At 33.4% G+C, this 23,082-nt stretch carries 17 protein-coding genes and 5 pseudogenes; 4 read left to right on the plus strand and 18 right to left on the minus strand.

Annotated features, from left to right (window positions below; translation table 11 throughout):
* The 16 genes and pseudogenes from IDG64_RS13210 to IDG64_RS13285 form a co-directional block, all read right to left on the minus strand.
* Nucleotides 1-249: pseudogene (locus IDG64_RS13210) on the minus strand (type 8 capsular polysaccharide synthesis protein Cap8I); the annotation flags it as partial.
* Entirely contained in the window at nucleotides 242-1,321 is a 1,080-nt protein-coding gene (gene cap8H / locus IDG64_RS13215; RefSeq protein WP_001216929.1) for a type 8 capsular polysaccharide synthesis protein Cap8H, read from the minus strand. The pseudogene IDG64_RS13210 and the gene cap8H, both read right to left, overlap by 8 nt.
* 2 nt (nucleotides 1,322-1,323) lie before the next feature.
* Complete coding sequence (gene cap8G, locus IDG64_RS13220; RefSeq protein ID WP_000413171.1) at nucleotides 1,324-2,448, minus strand: type 8 capsular polysaccharide synthesis protein Cap8G; 1,125 nt, start codon at nucleotides 2,446-2,448, stop codon at nucleotides 1,324-1,326.
* A gap of 3 nt (nucleotides 2,449-2,451) precedes the next feature.
* A complete protein-coding gene (cap8F, locus tag IDG64_RS13225) occupies nucleotides 2,452-3,561 on the minus strand; it encodes a type 8 capsular polysaccharide synthesis protein Cap8F (protein WP_001028282.1) in 1,110 nt (369 codons plus the stop codon).
* A 12-nt stretch (nucleotides 3,562-3,573) separates the two neighbouring features.
* Nucleotides 3,574-4,602 carry a type 8 capsular polysaccharide synthesis protein Cap8E gene (gene cap8E / locus IDG64_RS13230; RefSeq protein ID WP_000459062.1) on the minus strand — a complete coding sequence of 343 codons (1,029 nt, stop codon included), beginning with the start codon at nucleotides 4,600-4,602 and terminating at the stop codon, nucleotides 3,574-3,576.
* On the minus strand, nucleotides 4,592-6,415 hold the full coding sequence (cap8D, locus tag IDG64_RS13235) for a type 8 capsular polysaccharide synthesis protein Cap8D (protein ID WP_000940782.1): 1,824 nt from the start codon (nucleotides 6,413-6,415) through the stop codon (nucleotides 4,592-4,594). The genes cap8E and cap8D overlap by 11 nt, the downstream gene beginning before the upstream one ends.
* Nucleotides 6,416-6,434: 19 nt before the next feature.
* Nucleotides 6,435-7,199 carry a type 8 capsular polysaccharide synthesis protein Cap8C gene (gene cap8C / locus IDG64_RS13240; protein ID WP_000565293.1) on the minus strand — a complete coding sequence of 255 codons (765 nt, stop codon included), beginning with the start codon at nucleotides 7,197-7,199 and terminating at the stop codon, nucleotides 6,435-6,437.
* Between the two features lie 2 nt (nucleotides 7,200-7,201).
* Nucleotides 7,202-7,888 carry a type 8 capsular polysaccharide synthesis protein Cap8B gene (gene cap8B / locus IDG64_RS13245; protein ID WP_000037332.1) on the minus strand — a complete coding sequence of 229 codons (687 nt, stop codon included), beginning with the start codon at nucleotides 7,886-7,888 and terminating at the stop codon, nucleotides 7,202-7,204.
* Nucleotides 7,889-7,903: 15 nt separating this feature from the next.
* Entirely contained in the window at nucleotides 7,904-8,572 is a 669-nt protein-coding gene (gene capA, locus IDG64_RS13250; protein ID WP_000446299.1) for a capsular polysaccharide type 5/8 biosynthesis protein CapA, read from the minus strand.
* 344 nt (nucleotides 8,573-8,916) lie between these two features.
* Nucleotides 8,917-11,526, minus strand: a complete 2,610-nt coding sequence (gene adhE, locus IDG64_RS13255) for a bifunctional acetaldehyde-CoA/alcohol dehydrogenase (RefSeq protein WP_000955781.1) — start codon at nucleotides 11,524-11,526, stop codon at nucleotides 8,917-8,919.
* 449 nt (nucleotides 11,527-11,975) lie between these two features.
* A pseudogene (gene tnpA, locus IDG64_RS13260) lies at nucleotides 11,976-12,406 on the minus strand (IS200/IS605 family transposase).
* Between the two features lie 382 nt (nucleotides 12,407-12,788).
* A complete protein-coding gene (locus IDG64_RS13265) occupies nucleotides 12,789-13,076 on the minus strand; it encodes a hypothetical protein (RefSeq protein ID WP_000469917.1) in 288 nt (95 codons plus the stop codon).
* 188 nt (nucleotides 13,077-13,264) lie between these two features.
* Nucleotides 13,265-14,154 (minus strand): annotated as a pseudogene (locus IDG64_RS13270) (replication initiation factor domain-containing protein).
* 243 nt (nucleotides 14,155-14,397) lie between these two features.
* A pseudogene (locus tag IDG64_RS13275) lies at nucleotides 14,398-14,610 on the minus strand (zinc peptidase); the annotation flags it as partial.
* A 68-nt stretch (nucleotides 14,611-14,678) separates the two neighbouring features.
* Nucleotides 14,679-16,214 carry a bifunctional metallophosphatase/5'-nucleotidase gene (locus IDG64_RS13280; protein WP_000065039.1) on the minus strand — a complete coding sequence of 512 codons (1,536 nt, stop codon included), beginning with the start codon at nucleotides 16,212-16,214 and terminating at the stop codon, nucleotides 14,679-14,681.
* 50 nt (nucleotides 16,215-16,264) lie between these two features.
* Nucleotides 16,265-17,809 (minus strand): hypothetical protein, encoded by a 1,545-nt coding sequence (locus IDG64_RS13285; RefSeq protein ID WP_000725603.1) that lies wholly within the window; start codon nucleotides 17,807-17,809, stop codon nucleotides 16,265-16,267.
* Nucleotides 17,810-18,037: 228 nt separating this feature from the next.
* On the opposite strand from IDG64_RS13285, the gene IDG64_RS13290 reads away from it, so the two are divergent.
* From IDG64_RS13290 to phnE (IDG64_RS13305), 4 genes are all read left to right on the plus strand, one after another.
* A complete protein-coding gene (locus IDG64_RS13290; protein ID WP_000787672.1) occupies nucleotides 18,038-18,994 on the plus strand; it encodes a phosphate/phosphite/phosphonate ABC transporter substrate-binding protein in 957 nt (318 codons plus the stop codon).
* Between the two features lie 194 nt (nucleotides 18,995-19,188).
* A complete protein-coding gene (phnC, locus tag IDG64_RS13295) occupies nucleotides 19,189-19,962 on the plus strand; it encodes a phosphonate ABC transporter ATP-binding protein (protein ID WP_000078092.1) in 774 nt (257 codons plus the stop codon).
* 1 nt (nucleotide 19,963) lies between these two features.
* Nucleotides 19,964-20,764, plus strand: coding sequence for a phosphonate ABC transporter, permease protein PhnE (phnE, locus tag IDG64_RS13300; RefSeq protein WP_001127689.1), 801 nt, complete (start codon nucleotides 19,964-19,966; stop codon nucleotides 20,762-20,764).
* Nucleotides 20,761-21,576 carry a phosphonate ABC transporter, permease protein PhnE gene (gene phnE / locus IDG64_RS13305; RefSeq protein WP_000191092.1) on the plus strand — a complete coding sequence of 272 codons (816 nt, stop codon included), beginning with the start codon at nucleotides 20,761-20,763 and terminating at the stop codon, nucleotides 21,574-21,576. The genes phnE (IDG64_RS13300) and phnE (IDG64_RS13305) overlap by 4 nt, the downstream gene beginning before the upstream one ends.
* Nucleotides 21,577-21,706: 130 nt before the next feature.
* Here phnE (IDG64_RS13305) and deoB read toward each other — a convergent pair whose 3' ends face one another.
* Together deoB and IDG64_RS13315 are read right to left on the minus strand one after the other, a co-directional pair.
* Complete coding sequence (deoB, locus tag IDG64_RS13310; protein ID WP_000197806.1) at nucleotides 21,707-22,885, minus strand: phosphopentomutase; 1,179 nt, start codon at nucleotides 22,883-22,885, stop codon at nucleotides 21,707-21,709.
* A gap of 27 nt (nucleotides 22,886-22,912) precedes the next feature.
* Nucleotides 22,913-23,082: pseudogene (locus IDG64_RS13315) on the minus strand (deoxyribose-phosphate aldolase); the annotation flags it as partial.

Genomic DNA, 23,082 nt, shown 5'->3' on the forward strand with positions numbered 1-23,082 from the left:
CAAATTATCTATAGTTGAATCCTGGAAAAACACTATCATAGCAGGTATAAATACTAATCTAAGAAAACCTAAAACATCGTATACAATTTTCGAAAATTTAAAATTCGGATTATTCGAGAAGCTTATAAAGAGCTTTCCTACTCCATAACTTATAGGTGCTAAAAATAATAAAGGTTTATCACCTAACATAAGGCAAGGAAACATTAAAATGGCAATAACATATGAAGTGACATTATATATCTTATTCATTAAATATCCTGCCTATCTCTTGATAGAACTGTTTATTATTTTCAATTACATCGTTTCTATAAGCTTCTCTTTTATGATTAATGTCCATTACATCCAAATTGTTATACCAATCCATCAATTCATCACCAATACCTTTTAAATTTTCTGGATTAATACTAAAACCCAGTCCGAATTTATTAGCTTCTGTAGCGGTGAATGTATCGTCTGTTGTAATAATAGGTTTGTTTAAAAACAACGCATAATACATTCTTATGGATAAAGCAGTATCTAAAGCAATATTTTGATTACCAAACAAATTATTAAGTATATCAATTTCATTTAAATATTTCGGTGTTTCTTTCAAGTCAAAGCCGCCAGAAAATGTAATATTATTAATAAAATTTTCTCGAGCAAAGACTTCTAATTTTTCCGACCCTGTTCCAAAATATTGCATATGGAACCTTGAATCATTTGCCAGTTCCTTTATCAATTTTTGATTTATCTCATTAAATCTAACATTACCAATAAAACCTATATTAATTGGCCATCTTTTTTTAAATCCATCGGTTACATTACTTTCTCTAATAATACTCATGTTATAACTATAAATAATTCTATATTTTTCAGATTTAGGTAAAAATTTAAGAAAACCTTCTGAAGATAATGTTGTCAGCCTGCTAGCATCAACGATTTTTTTCATTCTATACTTAATAAGTTTATTATTTTCAAAAAAGTAGTCCCTTATATTTAAAATGAATTTATTTTTATAGTGTTTTTCTAAAAAACTTTTAAATAAGTGTCCTGTATAACTTCCCCATACTATGACAAAATCATAATGATTTTCTTTAAGAATTTTCATAGCGTATGGCCTAAATCGATAGTAAGCAATAGCTTTTTTGATAAATGTCCAATCTTCTTTAATATCTACTTTATATTTATAGTAATTATTGATGCCTTGGATATGTTCTTCGATATCATATTTGTCAGTGTATATAATGTCCACCTCATTGATATTCAAATCAATGTGGTTTAAATAATGTGATAATAATGACATATGCTTAATGTTAGTAGCGCCAAGAATCGCTATCCTCATCGTCATTTCCTCCAAGTATTTCGATTGATAATATCTTTATAGCTTTGAATAATTTTAACTACCTTTGTCGAAACGTTAGTGTCTTTATAATCAATAGCATCAATCATCGGTTCGTTATTGTTTTGCATCTCTCTTGCTAGTTCAACGGATTGGATTAGATTGTTATAGGTAATACCACCTACAATAACCGTACCTTTATCTAGTACTTCCGGTCTTTCTGTGGAAGTTCGAATAAGGACACCAGGGAACTTCAAAATAGACGACTCTTCTGACAATGTTCCACTATCTGATAGCACAACAAATGCATCTTTTTGCAATGCATTATAATCAAAGAAACCAAATGGCTTTAACTGTTTAACTAATGGATCAAATTCAAATTTACTTTCTTCAATTTTCTTCCAACTTCTTGGATGCGTTGAATAAATCACAGGCATTTTATACTTTTTGGCAATATCATTTATCGCATTCATTAATGATTTAAAATTCTTTTCATTATCGATATTCTCTTCTCTATGCGCAGATACTAAAATGTATTGTTGCGGTTCTAATCCTAGTTTATTTAAAACGTCACTGTGATTAATTTTATCTCGATGCGCTTCTATCACTTCTGTCATCGGTGATCCTGTCACAAAGATATTCGCTTTATTGAAGCCTTCATCTAATAAATAACGTCTGCTATGTTCCGTATAAGGTAGATTCACATCACTGACATGGTCAACAATTTTACGATTGATTTCTTCAGGTACATTCTGATCAAAGCATCTATTACCCGCTTCCATGTGGAAAACAGGAATCTTTAATCGTTTAGCAGATACTGCTGCTAAACAACTATTTGTATCACCAAGAATTAAAAGTGCATCTGGTTGTTCGCGTAATAAAACGTCATATGTCTTCGCAATAATATTCCCCATCGTTTCTCCAAGGTTACTTCCAACTGCCTCTAAGTAGTGGTCCGGTTGTCTTAATTCCAAATCATCAAAGAAAATTTGATTCAATGTATAATCATAATTTTGACCAGTGTGTACTAATATCTGATTAAAATATTGATCACATGCTTTAATCGTTGATGATAAACGAATGATTTCAGGCCTTGTACCAACTATTGTCATTAATTTCAGTTTTTCCATGCGCTATACCTCCAAGAAATACGTATCTGGCTGATTTGGATCAAACATTTCATTCACCCACATAATAGTTACCATATCTGTGTCGCCTAAATTTTCAATATTATGTGTGTATCCTACTGGTATGTCTACAACTTCTAATTTGTCGCCAGAAACATAATATTCAATGATTTCATCATCATTAACATGTCTAAAACGAATTACCCCTTTACCTGATACGACTAGAAATTTTTCGTTTTTAGTATGATGCCAGTGATTACCTTTAGTAATACCTGGCTTAGAAATATTTACAGAAACTTGACCACGATCCGGTGTTTTTATAAATTCTGTAAAAGAACCCCTATCATCCACATTCATAAGTAAGGGATAACTAAAGTCTGTACTAGGTAGATAGCTTAAATACGTACTATACAAATCTTTTTCAAATAAGTTATCTAATTTCGGCAATGTTCGATCGAGACGTGACTGTTTGAACTTGTATAATAAATCTACAATTTCTCCCAATGTCACTTTAAATACATTTGGTACTGTAGGTACACCATTTTCAATCGTTGGAGTTCCTTCAATAGCACGTTTTATTTCAGCGACGATATCATCCACGTAGTTTAGCGTCAGTTCAACATTCCGATCATTAACTTGAATCTCTTCGTTACGTGCAATTTTGTAACAAAATGTTGCAATCACTGAGTTATAATTTGGCTTACACCACTTACCGAATAAATTTGGCCATCGATAAATATAAACCGTATTGCCATACTCTTCGGCATACTCTCTTAATAGCTGTTCCCCTTGCAACTTACTCTCACCATAAGGATTATCTTGTGTTGCTTGTATTGAAGACGATAATAATATCGCCGGCTTTTTCGTATTTCTAGTTAATATATCAAGTACATGATCTAAATAACTCACGTTTCCTAAGCTGAATTCTTTGTCGTGTTCAGGTCGATTAACTCCCGCTAAATGCACGACAAAGTCTGCTTTCAACAACGCCGCCTCTAATTCTTCCTCTTTAGTTTGTCGATGTACTTCGAAAATATGATGATCTGTCGTTGATGTTAAATCTGCTTTCAAGTTTTTTCCTACAAAACCTTTTGCTCCTGTAATTACAATATTCAACGTCAATCTCTCCTATCTCATTGAAGCTTTATAATCATTCAATTCGTTTCTAACATATTCTAGTGTTAAAAGTTTTTCTTTTATCTCTTCCACCGTTAAAATATGTGTATTATCGGAGTTATATTCATAAGATTGCGTAATCTTTTCGTTACCGGTTTCAACATAATTACTATAATTTAAATCTCTGGAGTCTGCCGGCACTCTAAAATAATCACCCATATCTTCACATTGTGCGTATTCTTCTCTCGTCAACAATGTTTCTGCTTTTTTTTCTCCATGTCGCGTACCAATGATTTCAATTGCATTATCAGCTTCAAACAATTCTAATAATGCGGTCGCAAGATCCCCTACCGTTGAGCTTGGTGCTTTTTGAACCATAATATCTCCTGTCTCTGCATGCTTAAATGCATGAACAACTAGTTCTACCGCATCTTCTAAGCTCATTAAAAATCTTGTCATATCAGGATCTGTAATCGTTAAAGGTTCTCCAGCTTTGATTTTGTCGATAAACAAAGGTATTACTGATCCTCTTGAAGCCATCACATTACCGTATCTTGTACCACAAATAAGCGTTTGTTCACTACGAATATTTCTTGATTTGGCTACGAATACTTTTTCCATCATTGCTTTTGAAATACCCATAGCATTAATAGGATACGCTGCCTTATCTGTAGATAAACATATGACTTTTTTAACATTTTGATGAATAGCACTTTGTAAGACATTTTCTGTACCAATAATATTTGTCTTCACTGCCTCAACTGGAAAGAATTCACATGACGGCACTTGTTTTAAAGCTGCTGCATGGAATACGTAATCAACATCTCGCATTGCTGTTTCTACACTTTGACTATCACGCACATCACCAATGTAGAACTTTAATTTTGAATTATTATATTTTTTTCGAATGTCATCTTGTTTTTTCTCATCGCGTGAAAAAATACGAATTTCTTTAATATTAGAATCTAAAAACCGTTTCATAACAGCATTACCGAATGATCCTGTGCCCCCAGTAATTAATAAAATTTTGTCATCGAACATAATTATCTCCCTTTTTGCCATTGGCATAGTTAATAATTTTTTCTTTACTAAAGTCATTGACGATGTCTTGAATAATGGCTTCAACTTCATTACATTTCATATGTTGTACTTTGCCACGATAAATTTTTTCAAATACTTGTTCAGGATGAACTTCATCTTTATTCATAAGCTCTTCAAACATTTTTTCGCCGGGTCTAATCCCTGTATAAGTAATGCGTATGTCGTCCTCTTTTTTACCACTTAGCTTAATTAAATTACGTGCCAAATCAACAATTTTCACTGGTTCTCCCATATCTAGCACAAATACTTCGCCACCTTCTGCTAATGCCCCTGCCTGCAAAACTAGTCTAGAAGCTTCAGGAATTGTCATAAAGTAACGTGTCATTTCAGGATGTGTCACAGTAACTGGCCCACCTTCTTCAATTTGACTTTTGAAAAGTGGAATCACAGATCCTCTCGATCCAAGTACATTACCAAATCTCACTGCAACAAAATTTGTTCGATGCGTTTCATCATTTAAACTTTGAATAATCATTTCTGCAATTCGCTTTGAAGCGCCCATGACATTAGGCGGATTAACGGCTTTATCCGTAGAAATCATAACGAATTTCTTTACCTCTGCATTTTTAGCAGCTTCAGCAGTATTTTTCGTACCTAAAATATTATTACGTACTGCTTCTTCAGGGTTGTCTTCCATTAACGGCACGTGCTTGTGTGCTGCTGCATGATAAACTGCGTATGGTTTATACATTTCCATAATTTCAAACATACGCGCTCTATTTTGCACATCCGCTATAATAGGAACGATATCAACATTTTTTCCGAAGCGATTTCGCAATTCACGATTGATTAAATAAATACTGTTTTCACCATGGCCAAGTAGAATAATACGTTCTGGATAGAAATTACAAACTTGTCTACAAATTTCTGATCCTATTGAACCACCTGCACCCGTAACTAAAATAGTTTTATTCGTCAATTCATTTGATATCATATCCATATCTAATTCAACAGGATCTCTGCCTAGTAAATCTTCTACTTCAACTTTTTTAAGTTGGTTCACTTCTAACTCACCAGACATGACGTCTTCTATATTTGGCATTTTCAATAACTCAACGCCATCCATATGGCAAATATTATTAATTTCTTTCAAACGCTCTTGACCAATAGTTGGAATTGCAATGATGATTTTTTTAATCTTATATTTCCTCACTAGTTCTGGAATATCTGCAATTTTACCTTGGACTTTTACACCCTCAGTAATTGTGATATTGCGTTTATGTTCGTCATCATCGACTGCTAATACCGGTTCAAGTTTCATTTCGTCACTTTTCAACATTTGTCTAATCAGCATTGAACCTGCTTGACCAGCACCAACAACTAAAGTTGGCTTCTTATTAAATGACTTACCTCCAAGGTATTTCCGATAAATACGCCAAAATAACCTTGAGCCACCTATTAAAATCAAGTGCATCATCCAAGTAATTAAATACAATCTAAAAAACGGTCTATTGCCTGTAACAATTGTCACGACCACCATCGTAATAACGATAGATGTCGTCACAGCTTTAACAATTAAAATCAATTCACTCACACTGGCATATTCCCACGCTCGATGATACATATTAAAAATAAATGCTGAAATATGATGCGATATGAATAGTGATATAGCTGCCAATATTAATAATTTGACAGAATATGTTTTGAAATACGGTTCTAAAATGTAATAACTTACGAATACTGAAAATGTCACTATCAGTGAATCGATTAATGCTAGTATTAAAAGCCGCAATTTCACAGATAAATGTGCCATAAAACCCCTCATTTGCTGTTTATAACCCAAACCATCTTTTCTGTTTATAATCTTGTTGTGGCATTCGTTTAGGAATTTTTTTATCATCAACAACTAACTTCGCATTACTAATAAATCCGTTCATATCTTCATAATAATCACGTAATTTCTTATCATTAAATAAGTCTTTCATTAAGAACGGTCTGATTTCTGTGTTATGCGCATCTGAACCGATGAAATGTGTCAGATTGTTTTCAATCATTTGAATTGCTAATTTTCTAATTTTTTTACCGGAAATACCCGCTAATGACGCCGTTGTCACTTGACTTAAAGCACCTTTGTTAATTAAATCGTATAGTATGTCAAGGTTTTGACTTATTGCTTTATTCCGCTCTGGATGTGCAATAATCGGTACAAAGCCTTTACTCTGTAATTCGAAAAATAATTGATCAGTATAGTGTGGAACTTCATTTGATGGAAATTCTATTAGTAAATAGCGTGAATCATTAATACCGGTAATAACTTTTCGATCAATATCATTAAGAATTTGATCGGTAATTCTTATTTCCTGACCATAATAAAACTTTAGATTTAGTGCTTGTACTTCCTCTAAGCTTTCAATATGGTTTAAACATGATTTCACTTTTTCTATAGGTGTGGTATATCGAGGATGTAAGTGATGTGATGTTACAATGATTTCTGTAACACCTTGTGTTGTCGCTTGTTTTAAAAGATCCAGCATCTCTGTTTCATTTGTCGGACCGTCATCGATATTAGGCAATATATGGTTATGAATATCAATCATACTTATTCATCTCCATAATAGTGGTAATAACTAGAAGATTTATCGACCTTTGTCTTGTTCAAAATGACACCTAGAATGTTACTGCCTGCTTTTTCCATAAGTGCTTTTGCTTTTTTAACTTCATTTTTATCATTTTTTTCACTATCAATTACTAACAGACTATCTTTAATAGCACGCGCATATAGTTGTGCATCAGTCACAGTATTAACTGGCGGTGTATCGACAATAATAATGTCGTAACGTTTATTAAACAGATCAACTAATTCTTTGAACCTTTCAGACCCAATTAACTCAGATGGATTTGGAGGTACAGGGCCAGCTGTTAGCAAATCTAAATTTTCAATTTCTGTCGACGTAATTGCTTCTGACATAGTCGTTCGACCAATGATTAAGCTTGATAGTCCATTATTATTTTGCTCATTAAAAATATAGTTTTGTGTTGGCTTACGCATATCGCCATCAATAACTAATGTCTTATAGCCTGCTTGTGCATAAGTAATCGCTACATTCGATACAACTGTACTTTTACCTGCACCAGGCTTTTCAGAAGTAACCAATAAGCGCTTTACTTCACCATTTGCTTTTGAAAACATGATGTTTGAACGTATACCTCGAAACTTTTCACTAATTGTTGATTTTGGTTTTTCATATACAAATAGTGTTGTTGTCGTATTTTCCTTTTTTGACATAAGTAGCAACCATCCTTAATTAAATTTTTGAATTGAACCCAATACAGGCAATCCTAATTCTTTCTCTACATCTTCTTCATCTTTAATTCGCTTATCGAAAATTACTTTGAAGAAGATATATATAAGCGCGACAACTAATCCTAAAAAGAATGCACCGATTAGATTCACTACAGTTTTTGGTGCGACTTTAACTGCTGTACCGTCTGCTTTAGATAAAATTGATACGTTATCCACACTCATAATCTTCGGAATTTGTTTACTTGTAACTTTAGCGAAGCTATTCGCAATTTTTTCCGAATCTTGTTTATGACCACTTTTAACTTGGATGTTGATAAGTTGCGTATTTTCTTGGTTTGTAATTGTCAACATACTCGACAATTTAGATGGTGAATACTTATCATTTAAGTCCTTTGACACCTCATCTAAAATTCTAGGACTTTTAACAATTTCTTTATACGTATTTACAAGTTGAATATTACTTTGAACCTCTTGTGCCATAAACTGAGGATTGTCACCCTTAGTTTGATTCACTAAGATTTGAGTATTAGCTTGATATTTAGGTGATAAGACGAAAAATGTAACAATAGCGCTAATAATTAAAAATAATAGCGGTAAAATAATTAAAATCTTCAAGTTTTTTTGTAATACTTCTTTAATTTTTGTTAATTCTAATGTACTTTCCATTATTTACCTCCCTTAAAAATTTTCATTAAAATTGGTATTATATATATAGTATTTACATATTACATATCGTTTAAACAATTAATTACTTTTAAACCGCATTATTTTCGCCTTTTTATTTATATGAAATTAAAAATAATTATACTCTAAAGTAGTAATAGTTTGTGAAATGAGTATCAATCTTAATATTTTCTTTATTTAAAAAAATGATTGTCTAGTTTGTATCTCTCTGAAGATTTGGCAATAAATAAAAGCCGATAACCGTATAATGATTATCGACTTAAAGTTTATGTGGCATTTTTTACTTTTGTAATTTCAGGTGAGTTATATGATTATTATCAGATAGATTATTGCTTATAATCATATGATGTTTGAATGATATCTTTGATTTCACTGATTAGTGCTTCTTTAGGATTAGCAGTTGTACATTGATCTTCAAATGCGAGCTCTGCCATTCTATCAATTGACTCATTTAATTCTTCTTCAGACACACCTTGTGATTTCAAATTCATTTCAATTCCGACTGATTGACCTAATTCGTAGACAGCTTTAGCTAATGATTCTACGAGTGCTTCTGTCGTATTACCTTTTAATCCTAAGAATTTGGCAATATCTGCATAATCTGTATCTGCTCTGAAGAACTCATATTTAGGGAATAATGCATGTTTTTGCGGGTCTTTGGCATTATAACGGATAATATGCGGTAGTAATATCGCATTCGCTCTACCATGCGGAATACCATATTCGCCACCAATTTTATGTGCAATTGAGTGTGCAATACCTAAGAATGCATTTGCAAATGCCATACCAGCCAAAGTTGATGCGTTATGCATTTTCTCTCTTGAAACTTTATCACCCTTTTCAACAGATGATTTTAAATATTCGAACGTCAATTTAATCGCTTGTAGACTCAAACCTCTTGTATAGTCTGAAGCCATTACAGATACATATGATTCCATTGCATGCGTTAGTACATCCATTCCTGTATCTGCTGTAACGCTTTTTGGCACACTCATCACAAATTGAGGGTCAATAATTGCAACGTCAGGTGTTAAAGCAAAATCAGCCAACGGATATTTTACATTTGTTTCACTATCTGTGATAACTGCAAATGGTGTTACTTCTGAACCTGTACCTGATGTCGTAGGGATACAAATGAACGTCGCATTTTCAGGCATGCCTATTTTATAAGTACGTTTACCGATGTCTAGGAACTTTTGTTTAGCACCGAAGAATGATGTCTCAGGGTGTTCAAAGAACATCCACATTGCTTTTGCAGCATCCATCGCTGAACCACCACCAAGTGCAATGATTGTATCCGGTTGGAAATCAACCATCATTTCCAGACCTTTATATACTGTATTAGTTGATGGGTTCGGTTCGACTTCGCTAAATATTTTAATTTGAGGCTGTTCCGTTCTTTGTCTTAATACATTCTCAACTGTTTTTGTATAACCGAATTCTACCATACCAGGGTCACAGACAATCATCACTTTTTCAATCTTGTCCATTGTTGTTAGACTCATGATTGCATTTTCTTCAAAATAAATTTGAGCAGGCACCTTGAAAATTTGAGTATTATTACGTCGTTTAGCAATCGTTTTAATGTTTAATAAATCTGTCGCACTAACATTATGTGAAATTGAGTTTCTACCGTAGGAACCACAACCTAATGTTAAAGACGGAATCAATTCGTTATACATATCACCAATACCTCCAACCGCTGATGGTGTATTTACAAGTACACGACAAGCTTTCATTCTTAGTCCAAAATCTTTTTGTAATGTTTCATCTTCTGTATGGATAACGGCTGTGTGTCCTAATCCACCAAAATGTAGTGTGTCTTCACAAATTTGAAATGCTTGTTTTGTAGATTGGGCTTTTACTAAGGCTAATACTGGAGATAATTTTTCACGAGATAACGGATAGTCTGAACCTACACCGCTAATTTCGGCTATGATAAGTTTTGTATTTTCGGGGACAGGTATACCTGCTAATTCAGCTATTTCAACTGCAGATTTACCGACAATATCAGGCTTAATACCTGTTTTTTGTTCATTCATAATTGCATTTTCTAAGCGTTGTAATTCATCTTTTTTAACAAAATATGCTTGATGTGCTTTAAATTCATTAGTAACGTCTTTATAAATTTCTTTATCAATGACTACAACTTGTTCAGAAGCACAAATCATACCATTATCAAATGTTTTTGAACCAATGATATCATTTACTGCACGTTTAATGTGTGCTGTTTTTTCAATGTAAGACGGCACGTTACCTGGTCCCACACCTAATGCCGGTTTGCCAGTTGAATATGCAGACTTAACCATGCCCGAACCACCTGTTGCTAGAACTAATGCAATACCTTTGTGATTCATTAATTGTTTTGTTGCTTCGATAGAAGGCACTTCAATCCACTGAATAATATCTTTAGGTGCACCTGCCTTCATTGCCGCTTCTAATACAACTTCTGCTGCACGCTTCGACGATTCTTGTGCACTTGGATGGAATGCAAAAATGATTGGATTTCCTGTCTTAATTGCAATCATCGCTTTAAAAATAGTTGTCGACGTAGGATTTGTTGTTGGCGTAACACCACAAATAACACCAATTGGTTCCGCTACATACGTTAATCCTTTTTCTTTATCTTCACCAATAATCCCTACTGTCTTATTGTCTTTTATTGAATTCCATATATATTCAGAAGCGTATAAATTTTTAATCGCTTTATCTTCGTATATACCTCTTCCAGTTTCTTCATGTGCTAATTTTGCTAGCACCATATGTTGATCAACAGCTGCTAAGCTCATTTGATGAACAATATGATCAATTTCTTCTTGTGACTTTTTAGATAATGCTTCTAATGCTTTTTTCCCTTTGTCAGCTAGAGCATCAATCATAATTGCCACTTCTTGTTCTTTCGATCCACGATTTTCTTTTTCAGGTATAGTTAACATATACAACCACTCCTTTATACTTTGTGAATTATTTCACAAACATTATAGTACATGTCTCTCAGGATATAAAGAAAATTCTATACAAAAAAGTTTAATTTCGAATATTATTTGAACAAATATCAAATTTTAAAATAAATGTTTTCATGAAATCATTGTTATTTCGGTGTTTTTAGAATGATTTTATAATCATAATTTTTTCAATGACATAATTTATTCATAATTATATATTTAATTCTGAATATTCTTTAATAGCCTAAAAAGCTTGTTATATCGCACAAAACACAACATTAAAAGGTCCTTGTCGCTACCTATCAACAGATGTTACAAATAAAAACCACCCGTGTGAACGGGTGGTTTGTTCTGCGGCTATAAGCCTTCCTTACTGGCCAGCCCTAAAAGGGCACTGACAAGTCAGCCAACTGCACTAATATTCCAGCAACCCTAAAGGTTTACTCTTTTTTCTTTCTTTTTTTATTTTTCTCTCCAGTGAAAGGATCTAAATATTCTTCCATTGAGATTTCGTCTGCAACGATATCCTCTTGTAATTGATTACGAATATAATTTTCAATCACTTTTTTATTTCCACCTACTGTATCCACATAAAATCCTTTACACCAAAACTTTCTATTTCCATATCTATACTTTAAGTTAGCATGTCTATCAAATATCATTAAATTACTTTTCCTTTTAAATAGCCAACAAATGATGATACCCCAAGTTTGGGTGGTATACTTACTAACATATGGATATGATCTTTACATACCTCTGCTTCAATTATCTCTACACCTTTTCTTTCATATAATTGACGTAATATAATCCCTATATCTTTTTTTATTTTTCCATATATCACTTGTCTTCTGTATTTAGGTGCAAAGACAATATGTTACTTACACTTCCATTTTGTATGTGCTAAACTGTTTGTGTCAGATGACATTAAATAGCATCTCCTCGTGTTGATTATTTTGGTTGGCTGACCAATATTTACTCTAACATGTAGAGATGCATTTTTTTGACAATGGTAGAACCTTTTCTGGGGAGTGGGACAGAATTGATATTTTCGCAAAATTTATTTCGCCGTCCCACCCCAACTTGCATTGTCTGTAGAATTTCTTTTCGAATTCTCTGTGTTGGGGCCCCTGACTAGAATTGAAAAAGCTTATTACAAGCGCATTTTCGTTCAGTCACCTACTGCCAATATAACTTCGTAGATCATAGAAGATTGATTTATTTCCCAGCCTATTCTTTTCATAAAAAAAGACGGATTAATTATCCGTCTTTTTCTTATATCTTTTTATAATATTTAGCAAAGGTAATAATGATATTAATAATGTACAAAAAATATAAATCAAATCGACATCCTTATAAAACATCAGAACCACTAAAAACAAAAAAGCACAAAATAAAATTAAATTTAAAATAAACGACCACTTTTCAAAAAAATCTCTTTTCATATTTCCACCCCTAATTTTAATAAGCATTATTTTATATTCTCTTTTAAGTTTATTATTCAAAAGGAAAACAGAAATATCTTTCAATATTATTATAAACATTTCAACTACTTTTAAAAACCAACAAAAAAATACTTATTTTAAGTAGATGAGCATAAGTGAACATGTCCCCATTTTTTTGCAAAATTTTGCAAAAAATGAGTGGTTTGGCGGTGCCAAACATGTTCAAAACGTGGGGACAAAAAAGCATGATTGCACATAAATTGAACATAGTTCTTTAGTTATAATAATTAATTCAACCAAAAGTCGATTTGTTTTTGCAATTGGTTTTCATTTCCTCTTAAAGATATTTTCATTAAATCTGTCAAATCAATAGACGCTATATTTTTCAACTTATCTCTATATTTATTTTTAGTACGTCTTTCTAAATTTCCCCATTCCTCTTCTTCGTGAGTTAATAAATGAAGCATTGCTCGTTCTTGTATATTTTCAATCATTTTTAAATTCGGTTTTAAAATATGCAAATCATCAAAACAATCTTTCCAACAATCAACCATATCTCGTTTTAATTCAATTTCCACACGCCATAGAAATGTTGAATCAATTTCAACATCTGCATTATCTTTACGTTCTTGTTTTTATTATAAATCCGAATAAACCTATCACTATTACGCACACCAAAATATTTTGTTTCTGGTTTTACATTACGTCCATAAAATATAGTTTTCTTTGCCGACTTATCTGACAATGCATAATAGTCATTTAAATCAAATTCAAAATCAAAAGCCAAATCTAATCTCGTAAAACTAACATCGTCCAAATAACTGATGATATTTTGTTTTAACCAAAGCACTTCATCATGCGAAAGCTTATTAGGATTAAATTCAACGCGCATACTACGTCTATTCCAAAGAGTTGCTTTTATTTTGTCATATTCAATATAAACTTTTTCTTTAAGAGCTTTAGCTTTAAAGTTTGTTTGTAAAATATCCCAAAGCCGAATTTCAGGATTAGTACTCATAAAATGTGAAAGTCTCTCTGCGTTAGACATGCTAAGATTCCCAACAATCGTTATAGCGTCAAAAGACAATTTTGGAATAGCTAGTGACATCCTATGTCGATTTAACCGGCTATTACCGGATATTAGAGTATCCAGTTTTACAAATGGATGAAACGAAATTCAAAACCCTAAAAAATATGTTCCACTAACAGCAAAAAAATACCATTATGTTCCTACTAAAAAACTAAAAATACTGGAGAACAAATGTCAGGATATAACTTAGGATACTATGTAATAAAAATTTACAATAAAAAAACAGGAAAACAAATTTCAAGTAAAAGAATACCCATACAAAGAGGATAAAATAAAAAACCTCGAACTGAAATGATGATCTTTTCAGCTCGAGGTTTAAATATTGGTGCCTTATTTATATAGATTCGTTATATTATATTCTCTATTTTCATTAACATAATCCTTAAAGAGTTTTAAATTAATACCTGCTAGATGATTCAAAAATGTTTCATCAACTTTTAAATAATTCAATAATTTTTGTGGTGTCAGTAAATTTCTATCAAAATACAACTTTAATAAACTATTCATTTTGACAGGACGTGACATTTCAATCACGTCGTCTAAAGATAATACTTTCTCGCTTTAAACAAAAACTTACCCGATTAAAATCAAGTAAGTTTTACATATATCCGTCACTTTTCAACTTTAAAATCAACAACTTGCGGGATGCGCATCAATTTATTATTTGATAAAAAATCAATAAGTAGTTGTGCGCCTTCAACTTGAATATCTTTTACAACTGGCGCGTCGATATACATATCATACTGACCACCGCCAACTGCACGATAATTATTTACACAAATTGTATATGTCTGTTTTAAATCAACTGCGTGACCTTGTATCATCATATTGCTCACACGTTGTCCCTTTGGTCTTCCAACATGAATGGTATAACTTACGCCACCATATATATCATAATTAAAGTGTTGTGGTTTGGGTTCAAGGAAGTCTGCGCTCACACTTACTTCATCATTTTTCACGTCAAAATATTCTGCTGATCGTTCAATGGCTTCTTTAAGTTTGGCACCACTTACAGCTAAAACTTTAAATGTATTTGGAAATGGGTAATTGTTAATAACATCTCGCATCGTCACGACTTGCTTGAAACCACTAGCAGAATCAAACAAAGCTGTACAGGCAACATCTGCTCCACTTTTTTCTAATAAAGCGTAATTCATAAAATTTGTAAAAGGATGCGGTGCCACACGTGCCTCAAATGCATGATTAATCGTCATATCATATGGCAATGTAGTAATTTCGTAATCTAACCAGTCCTCTAACTGCTTTCGTAAATGTTGGTCATCTTCATCAATAGTAAATGTGGAATCATCTATAACAGGAAGTAATTCACATGATTCAACGGATAAATTTTCATATTCATCAGTACTCAAGACTACTCTGCCTACAGTTGTACCTCTCGTACCAGGTTGAATCACAGCCGTTTGCTTAAACCTTTCAGCAATTTGTCGATGTTGGTGACCCGTAATAAAGATATCTATATCTTTAGAAAACGCTTCTAACATGGCATATCCTTCATTTTCACCCGTTAATACTTCGGTCGGCGTACCACTTTCTAAATCCTTTTCAAATCCACCATGGTAACAAACCACAATGATATCTGCATGTCGCTTCATTTCAGGTAAGTATTGTTGAAGTATTTCAAAAGCACTATGAAACGTAAGTGACTGAATATGCTCTGGTTGTTCCCAATGGGGAATAAATTGTGTCGTTAAACCTATCACACCAACCGTTTGATCTCCAACCTGAAAATACTTCACACCGTTATCAGTCAATGTACTATCATTTTCATATATATTAGCGCACAAAACTGGATAATTGAGTCTGCGTAAAGTGTCTTTTAAGTATGGCAATCCATAATTAAATTCATGATTACCAAGCGTACCAAAGTCGAATGCCATTCGATTATAAAAATCAACTAAAGGCTGGCTACTGCCGCTATGCGCGATTAAGTAATTACAAAATGGTGACCCTTGCAAAAAATCACCATTATCTATTTTAAAACTTTGGTCATACTGCCTTCTGTCTTGTTCTATAACATGATTCGCTAGTAACAATCCCATAGGTTGATATTGATTTCTACTCGTAAAATCTGTTGGGAAAATATAACCATGTACGTCACTCACGACATAAAATGCTATGTTTGACATCCTCACTCACTCCTTCAATCACAAACATCTTTCTTATTTCTATTATATATTTATTTGAAGTCTGTTGTAATCAAGGTTTTGTCACCGAGTTTTAAACGAATCTTTGAACCTTCCATACTTTCAAGTACTTTAGCATTGACCTTAATTGTGACATTTCCGTTTTCATCTGCTTTAACTGTTGGCAAAGTACTGTAACCTGGTGGGTTATAATCGTTATCTTTACTTGAAAATTGTCCGATTTGACGTCCGCCTTCTTTGTAAATACCAACTCTAAGATTTTCAAGTGTTTGATTTGCTTCAAATCCTTTTAAATGTATTGTCATTTCAAATGGCTCATTTACAGAAACATTTTGCGGGATATCAAATGTTACTTTTTCGTTCTGATTTGGTGGCGTATGATCATCTGGTGTGTTTGGCTGAGGATCTGCGCCTTTTTCGCTGCCATAACTACCTGCTTTAAATGTTGTTGGATCATACCATTTATAACCACTCGGCGGTTGTGACCATGGCTCTTTTTCAGGCTCAGTTGAACGCTCTGGTCGTTCAAAATCAAGCAACTTAGTCTTTGTATCTAATGTTAGGCCACTCGCCTTAAGTGATTTCCCATCATTATCTTTAGACATCCAAGCCGTTATATTATTTAATAGCTTACCGTTGTCTTGTTCTTTAAAACCATCATATGTTTTCTTCTTTTCTCCATTATCTTCTCTTACATATTTGGGCGAACTATCTTCCACAAGTGATGAATCACCGATAAATGCTGCTTTACCTTTTCCAACTTTAGAAATTGCTACATAGGGGCCTTCTGCTTTACCGCCCCCATTATAAATACCTTGATCTACAGCATGTGACCATTTACTTTTCGCTGGCAATTGTTCTGGTGTATACACAATACCTTTTGCTTTCTCTGGATTAGTAATTGCTAATGTCGATCCGGCATGCATAGAGACAGATTTCACACCTTCAGTAATACCGAAACTTTCTTTTGAAGAAACAATATTGCTCGTATTTAAATCACCTAGTGCATTATATCGAAAACGTACGCCAAAGTTTGTAGATAACCAATCTGAACTTTTCACACCTTGCATTGCAGTAGAACTTTTTTCTTCTGCATTCATACCTTTCGACATATCTTCATATGCTCCACGTCGATAACCATTCATTGCCTCCGATGAATCAATACGATTTAAATTTCGGTCAGCATTGTAATGATCTGAAATAAAGACAACATTGCCACCTTGTTTCACATAGTTAACAATTGCTGCCTGTTCTGATTCTTTGAAAGGAATGTTAGCCTCAGGAATTACAAATATTTTGGAACTTTTCAAACTTGCTTCTGTTATGTTCGAATGACCATCAATAGCTTTAACGTCATAACCTTGTTTTTGTATTGAATCCGCATAATCTGAAAATGCACCATCACTAACCCAATCTGCAGCACCAGCTGTTTGACCATGAGAACGATCGAATAATACCGTTCGCTGTTGCTTTGTAGGTTGCGATTCATGCGTTATAGCTAAAGATTGCGGTAAAGCACTTAATGATACCGTTGCAACAATTGCAGAGACAGTTAATGACTTATATATTTTTTTCATTTTATGAGGCTCCTTTTAAAATAAATTTGTTCTTGAATTATAGGATAAAAATTCGTTGCATATGAGCAATTTAACGAAAAGTTTACAAAATCTTATCAAACTCTTAAAGAAAGTTATTAAAATTCATTTTTATAAAATACTTTTTCACATTTAAATGTGGTACGCTATAAGTGTAATTTCATTGCATACATATTACACGATTAAGAATGTGAAGGGGACAGTTATCAAATGAAAAATTTTAAGTGTTTATTTGTATTAATGTTAGCAGTCATTGTTTTTGCAGCAGCATGTGGAAATTCAAGTTCTTTAGATAATCAAAAGAACGCTAGTAATGATTCGGATTCTAAATCAGGAGGATACAAACCTAAAGAATTAACCGTTCAATTTGTACCTTCGCAAAATGCTGGAACATTAGAAGCTAAAGCAAAACCATTAGAAAAATTACTATCTAAAGAATTAGGGATTCCAGTTAAAGTGTCTGTATCAACTAACTACAATACAATTGTTGAAGCTATGAAGTCTAAAAAAGTTGATGTTGGTTTCTTACCACCAACGGCATACACATTAGCACATGATCAAAAAGCAGCTGATTTATTATTACAAGCACAACGTTTCGGTGTAAAAGAAGATGGTTCAGCAAGTAAAGAACTTGTAGATAGCTATAAATCAGAAATTCTTGTTAAAAAAGACTCAAAAATTAAAAGCTTGAAAGATTTAAAAGGTAAGAAAATTGCCTTACAAGATGTAACATCAACTGCTGGATATACATTCCCACTTGCGATGTTAAAAAACGAAGCAGGTATTAATGCAACTAAAGATATGAAAATTGTGAATGTTAAAGGTCATGACCAAGCAGTTATCTCATTATTAAATGGAGATGTAGATGCTGCGGCTGTATTTAACGATGCACGTAATACTGTGAAAAAAGACCAACCAAATGTATTTAAAGACACACGAATTTTAAAATTAACACAAGCTATTCCGAATGACACAATTTCTGTAAGACCAGATATGGATAAAGATTTCCAAGAAAAATTGAAAAAAGCTTTTATAGACATTGCTAAATCAAAAGAAGGTCACAAAATTATTAGCGAAGTTTATTCACATGAAGGATACACAGAAACGAAAGATTCAAATTTCGACATTGTAAGAGAGTACGAAAAATTAGTTAAAGATATGAAATAATCATTAGCGAATTTGGTATTAAAAGCTTTCGTTCAATAGATATATTCTAGATTAATATTGAAAAGCTAGGCGCTAAACTGAAACAGATATAGAAAGGTGCCGCTGTACATTTGAAACCATTTGTACACAGAAACCCAATGTCTATGATATTTCAGTTTACCTTGGCTTTTCTTTATTAAAGAAAGGTGTCAAACATGAGTCAAATCGAATTTAAAAACGTCAGTAAAGTCTATCCTAACGGTCATGTAGGCTTGAAAAATATTAACTTAAATATTGAAAAAGGTGAATTTGCAGTTATTGTCGGACTATCTGGTGCTGGGAAATCCACGTTATTAAGATCTGTAAATCGTTTGCATGATATCACGTCAGGTGAAATTTTCATCCAAGGTAAATCCATCACTAAAGCCCATGGTAAAGCATTATTAGAAATGCGCCGAAATATAGGTATGATTTTCCAACATTTTAATTTAGTTAAACGGTCAAGTGTATTACGAAATGTACTAAGTGGACGTGTAGGTTATCACCCTACTTGGAAAATGGTATTAGGTTTATTCCCAAAAGAAGACAAAATTAAAGCAATGGATGCACTAGAACGCGTCAATATCTTAGATAAATATAATCAACGCTCTGATGAATTATCAGGTGGCCAACAACAACGTATATCTATTGCACGTGCGCTATGCCAAGAATCCGAAATTATTCTTGCAGATGAACCAGTTGCTTCATTAGACCCATTAACAACGAAACAGGTTATGGATGATTTAAGAAAAATCAACCAAGAATTAGGCATCACAATTTTAATTAATTTACATTTTGTTGACTTGGCAAAAGAATATGGTACACGCATCATTGGTTTACGTGATGGTGAAGTTGTCTATGATGGTCCTGCATCTGAAGCAACAGATGACGTATTTAGTGAAATATATGGACGTACAATTAAAGAAGATGAAAAGCTAGGAGTGAACTAACATGCCTTTAGAAATACCTACAAAGTATGACTCCCTTTTAAAGAAAAAGGTTTCTTTAAAAACGAGTTTTACCTTCATGTTAATCATTGTGCTTATCATTTGGAGCTTCATTTATACGGGGTTTAATTTTGGAGATTTAATGATAGGAATACCTCAAATAGGTGATCTATTCAAACAAATGATTCCACCTGATTTCGAGTATTTACAACAAATTACAACGCCAATGTTAGATACCATTCGAATGGCTATCGTAAGTACAGTATTAGGTAGCATCGTTTCAATACCAATTGCGTTATTATGTGCTAGCAATATCGTTCATCAAAAGTGGATTTCAATACCCTCGCGCTTTATTTTAAATATAGTTCGTACTATTCCAGATTTGTTATTAGCAGCAATCTTTGTGGCTGTATTTGGAATCGGTCAAATTCCAGGGATATTAGCATTGTTTATTTTAACTATCTGTATTATTGGAAAATTATTATATGAATCATTGGAAACGATAGATCCAGGTCCAATGGAAGCAATGACGGCTGTTGGCGCTAATAAAATAAAATGGATTGTTTTCGGTGTTGTACCACAAGCCATATCGTCATTTATGTCATACGTATTATATGCATTTGAAGTAAATATACGAGCTTCAGCTGTGCTTGGATTAGTCGGCGCTGGCGGTATTGGATTGTTTTATGATCAAACACTTGGTTTATTTCAATATCCAAAAACAGCAACGATTATTTTATTTACTTTAGTTATCGTCGTCGTCATTGATTACATCAGTACGAAAGTGAGGGCACATCTCGCATGACACAGGAAATAGCAAAATATAATGTTCACACAAAAGCACACAAACGAAAATTGATTAAAAGATGGCTTATTGCAATTGTCGTCTTAGCTATTATCATCTGGGCATTTGCAGGTGTACCAAGTTTAGAACTTAAAAGTAAATCATTAGAAATCTTAAAATCCATATTCAGCGGATTATTCCATCCTGACATCAGCTATATCTATATACCAGATGGCGAAGACTTATTACGTGGTTTACTTGAAACCTTTGCGATAGCCGTTGTAGGTACTTTCATCGCCGCAATTATCTGTATTCCATTAGCATTTTTAGGTGCAAATAATATGGTAAAGTTACGCCCGGTTTCAGGTGTTAGCAAATTTATTTTAAGTGTTATACGTGTCTTCCCAGAAATTGTAATGGCACTTATATTTATCAAAGCTGTTGGCCCAGGTTCATTTTCAGGTGTATTAGCTTTAGGTATCCATTCCGTAGGTATGCTTGGGAAACTTTTAGCTGAAGATATTGAAGGTCTAGATTTCAGTGCTGTAGAATCATTAAAGGCCAGTGGTGCGAATAAAATTAAAACACTCGTATTTGCAGTCATACCACAAATTATGCCTGCCTTTCTATCACTCATACTTTATCGCTTTGAACTAAACTTACGTTCAGCTTCTATACTGGGGCTAATTGGGGCTGGTGGTATCGGGACACCACTCATATTTGCCATTCAAACACGTTCTTGGGACCGTGTAGGTATTATATTAATCGGTTTAGTACTAATGGTCGCAATTGTCGATTTAATTTCCGGTTCAATCCGAAAACGTATTGTTTAACATTAAATCAGGATACTCCTAAATAAGAGGTCCTACCGTCTTACGTTTCTCTATTATAATAAAAACAGCAGTGAAGAAAACTATTGTTATAGTTAACTTCACTGCTGTTTTTATAATATCTAAATTTATTCTATTTCAATTCCTTTAAATAACTTTTACCGAACTCTGGTAATGTTACGTTGAAATTATCTGCTATAGTTGCACCGATAGAACTGAATGTAGTATCACTTTCTAGTGCATGACCACCTTTAAATTTCGGACTGTACATAATTACTGGGATATATTCTCTCGTATGGTCCGTACCTGGCGCTGTCGGGTCATTACCATGGTCTGCTGTAATAATTACTAAATCGTCTTCTTTTAAGTTGCTAAACAGTTCTGGCAAGCGATCATCGAAATCTTTAATTGCTTGTGCATAACCTGGTTTATCACGACGATGACCGTATAATGCATCAAAGTCTACTAAGTTTAAGAAGCTAATACCTGTGAAATCTTTCTTAACAATTTTCATCAATTGATCCATACCGTCCATGTTACTCTTCGTACGAACCGCTTCTGTTACACCTTCACCATCATAAATGTCATTAATTTTACCGATGGCAATAACATCATAACCACCGTCTTTCAAATGATCTAAGACAGTTTTACCAAAAGGTTTTAACGCATAGTCATGTCGATTAGATGTACGTGTAAAGTTTCCTGGTTCACCAACATATGGACGTGCGATAATACGACCAATTAAATATTTAGGGTCTTTTGTCAACTCACGAACCTTTTCACAAATATCATATAACTCTTCTAATGGGATAATGTCTTCATGTGCAGCAATTTGCAATACTGGGTCTGCACTTGTATAAACAATTAAGTCACCAGTTTTCATTTGGTGCTCGCCCCACTCATCGATAATTTGCGTACCCGATGCCGGTTTGTTAGCAACAACTTTACGACCTGTCATTTCTTCAATTTGTTGAATTAACTCTTCAGGGAATCCATTAGGGTATACTTTAAAAGGTTGCATAATATTTAATCCCATAATTTCCCAGTGACCAGTCATTGTATCTTTACCAACTGAAGCTTCACTCAATTTAGTATAGTATGCTTCTGGTTGTTCAACTGCATTTACTACTGGTAATTTATCGATGTTCCCTAGACCTAACTTTTCAAGGTTTGGTAAAGTTTGATCGAAACCTTCTAAGGTATGTCTTAAAGTATGTGAACCTTCATCTTTAAAATCAGCTGCGTCTGGCGCTTCACCAATACCTACTGAATCCATTACGATTAAATGTACACGATTAAATGGTCTTGTCATAGCTATCACTCCCAAAATTTATATATATTAGTAATCTGAATCTGCTTCTAAACCTTGCATAATTTGAACACCTGCGCTCGCACCAATACGTGTCGCACCTGCTTCAACCATTTTATTGAAATCTTCTAAATTACGTACGCCACCTGATGCTTTTACTTCTACATCAGCACCTACTGTATCTTTCATTAATTTAACGT

Origin of the sequence: Staphylococcus sp. EG-SA-15 (assembly GCF_017151895.1) — a bacterium.
Taxonomy (GTDB): domain Bacteria; phylum Bacillota; class Bacilli; order Staphylococcales; family Staphylococcaceae; genus Staphylococcus; species Staphylococcus aureus.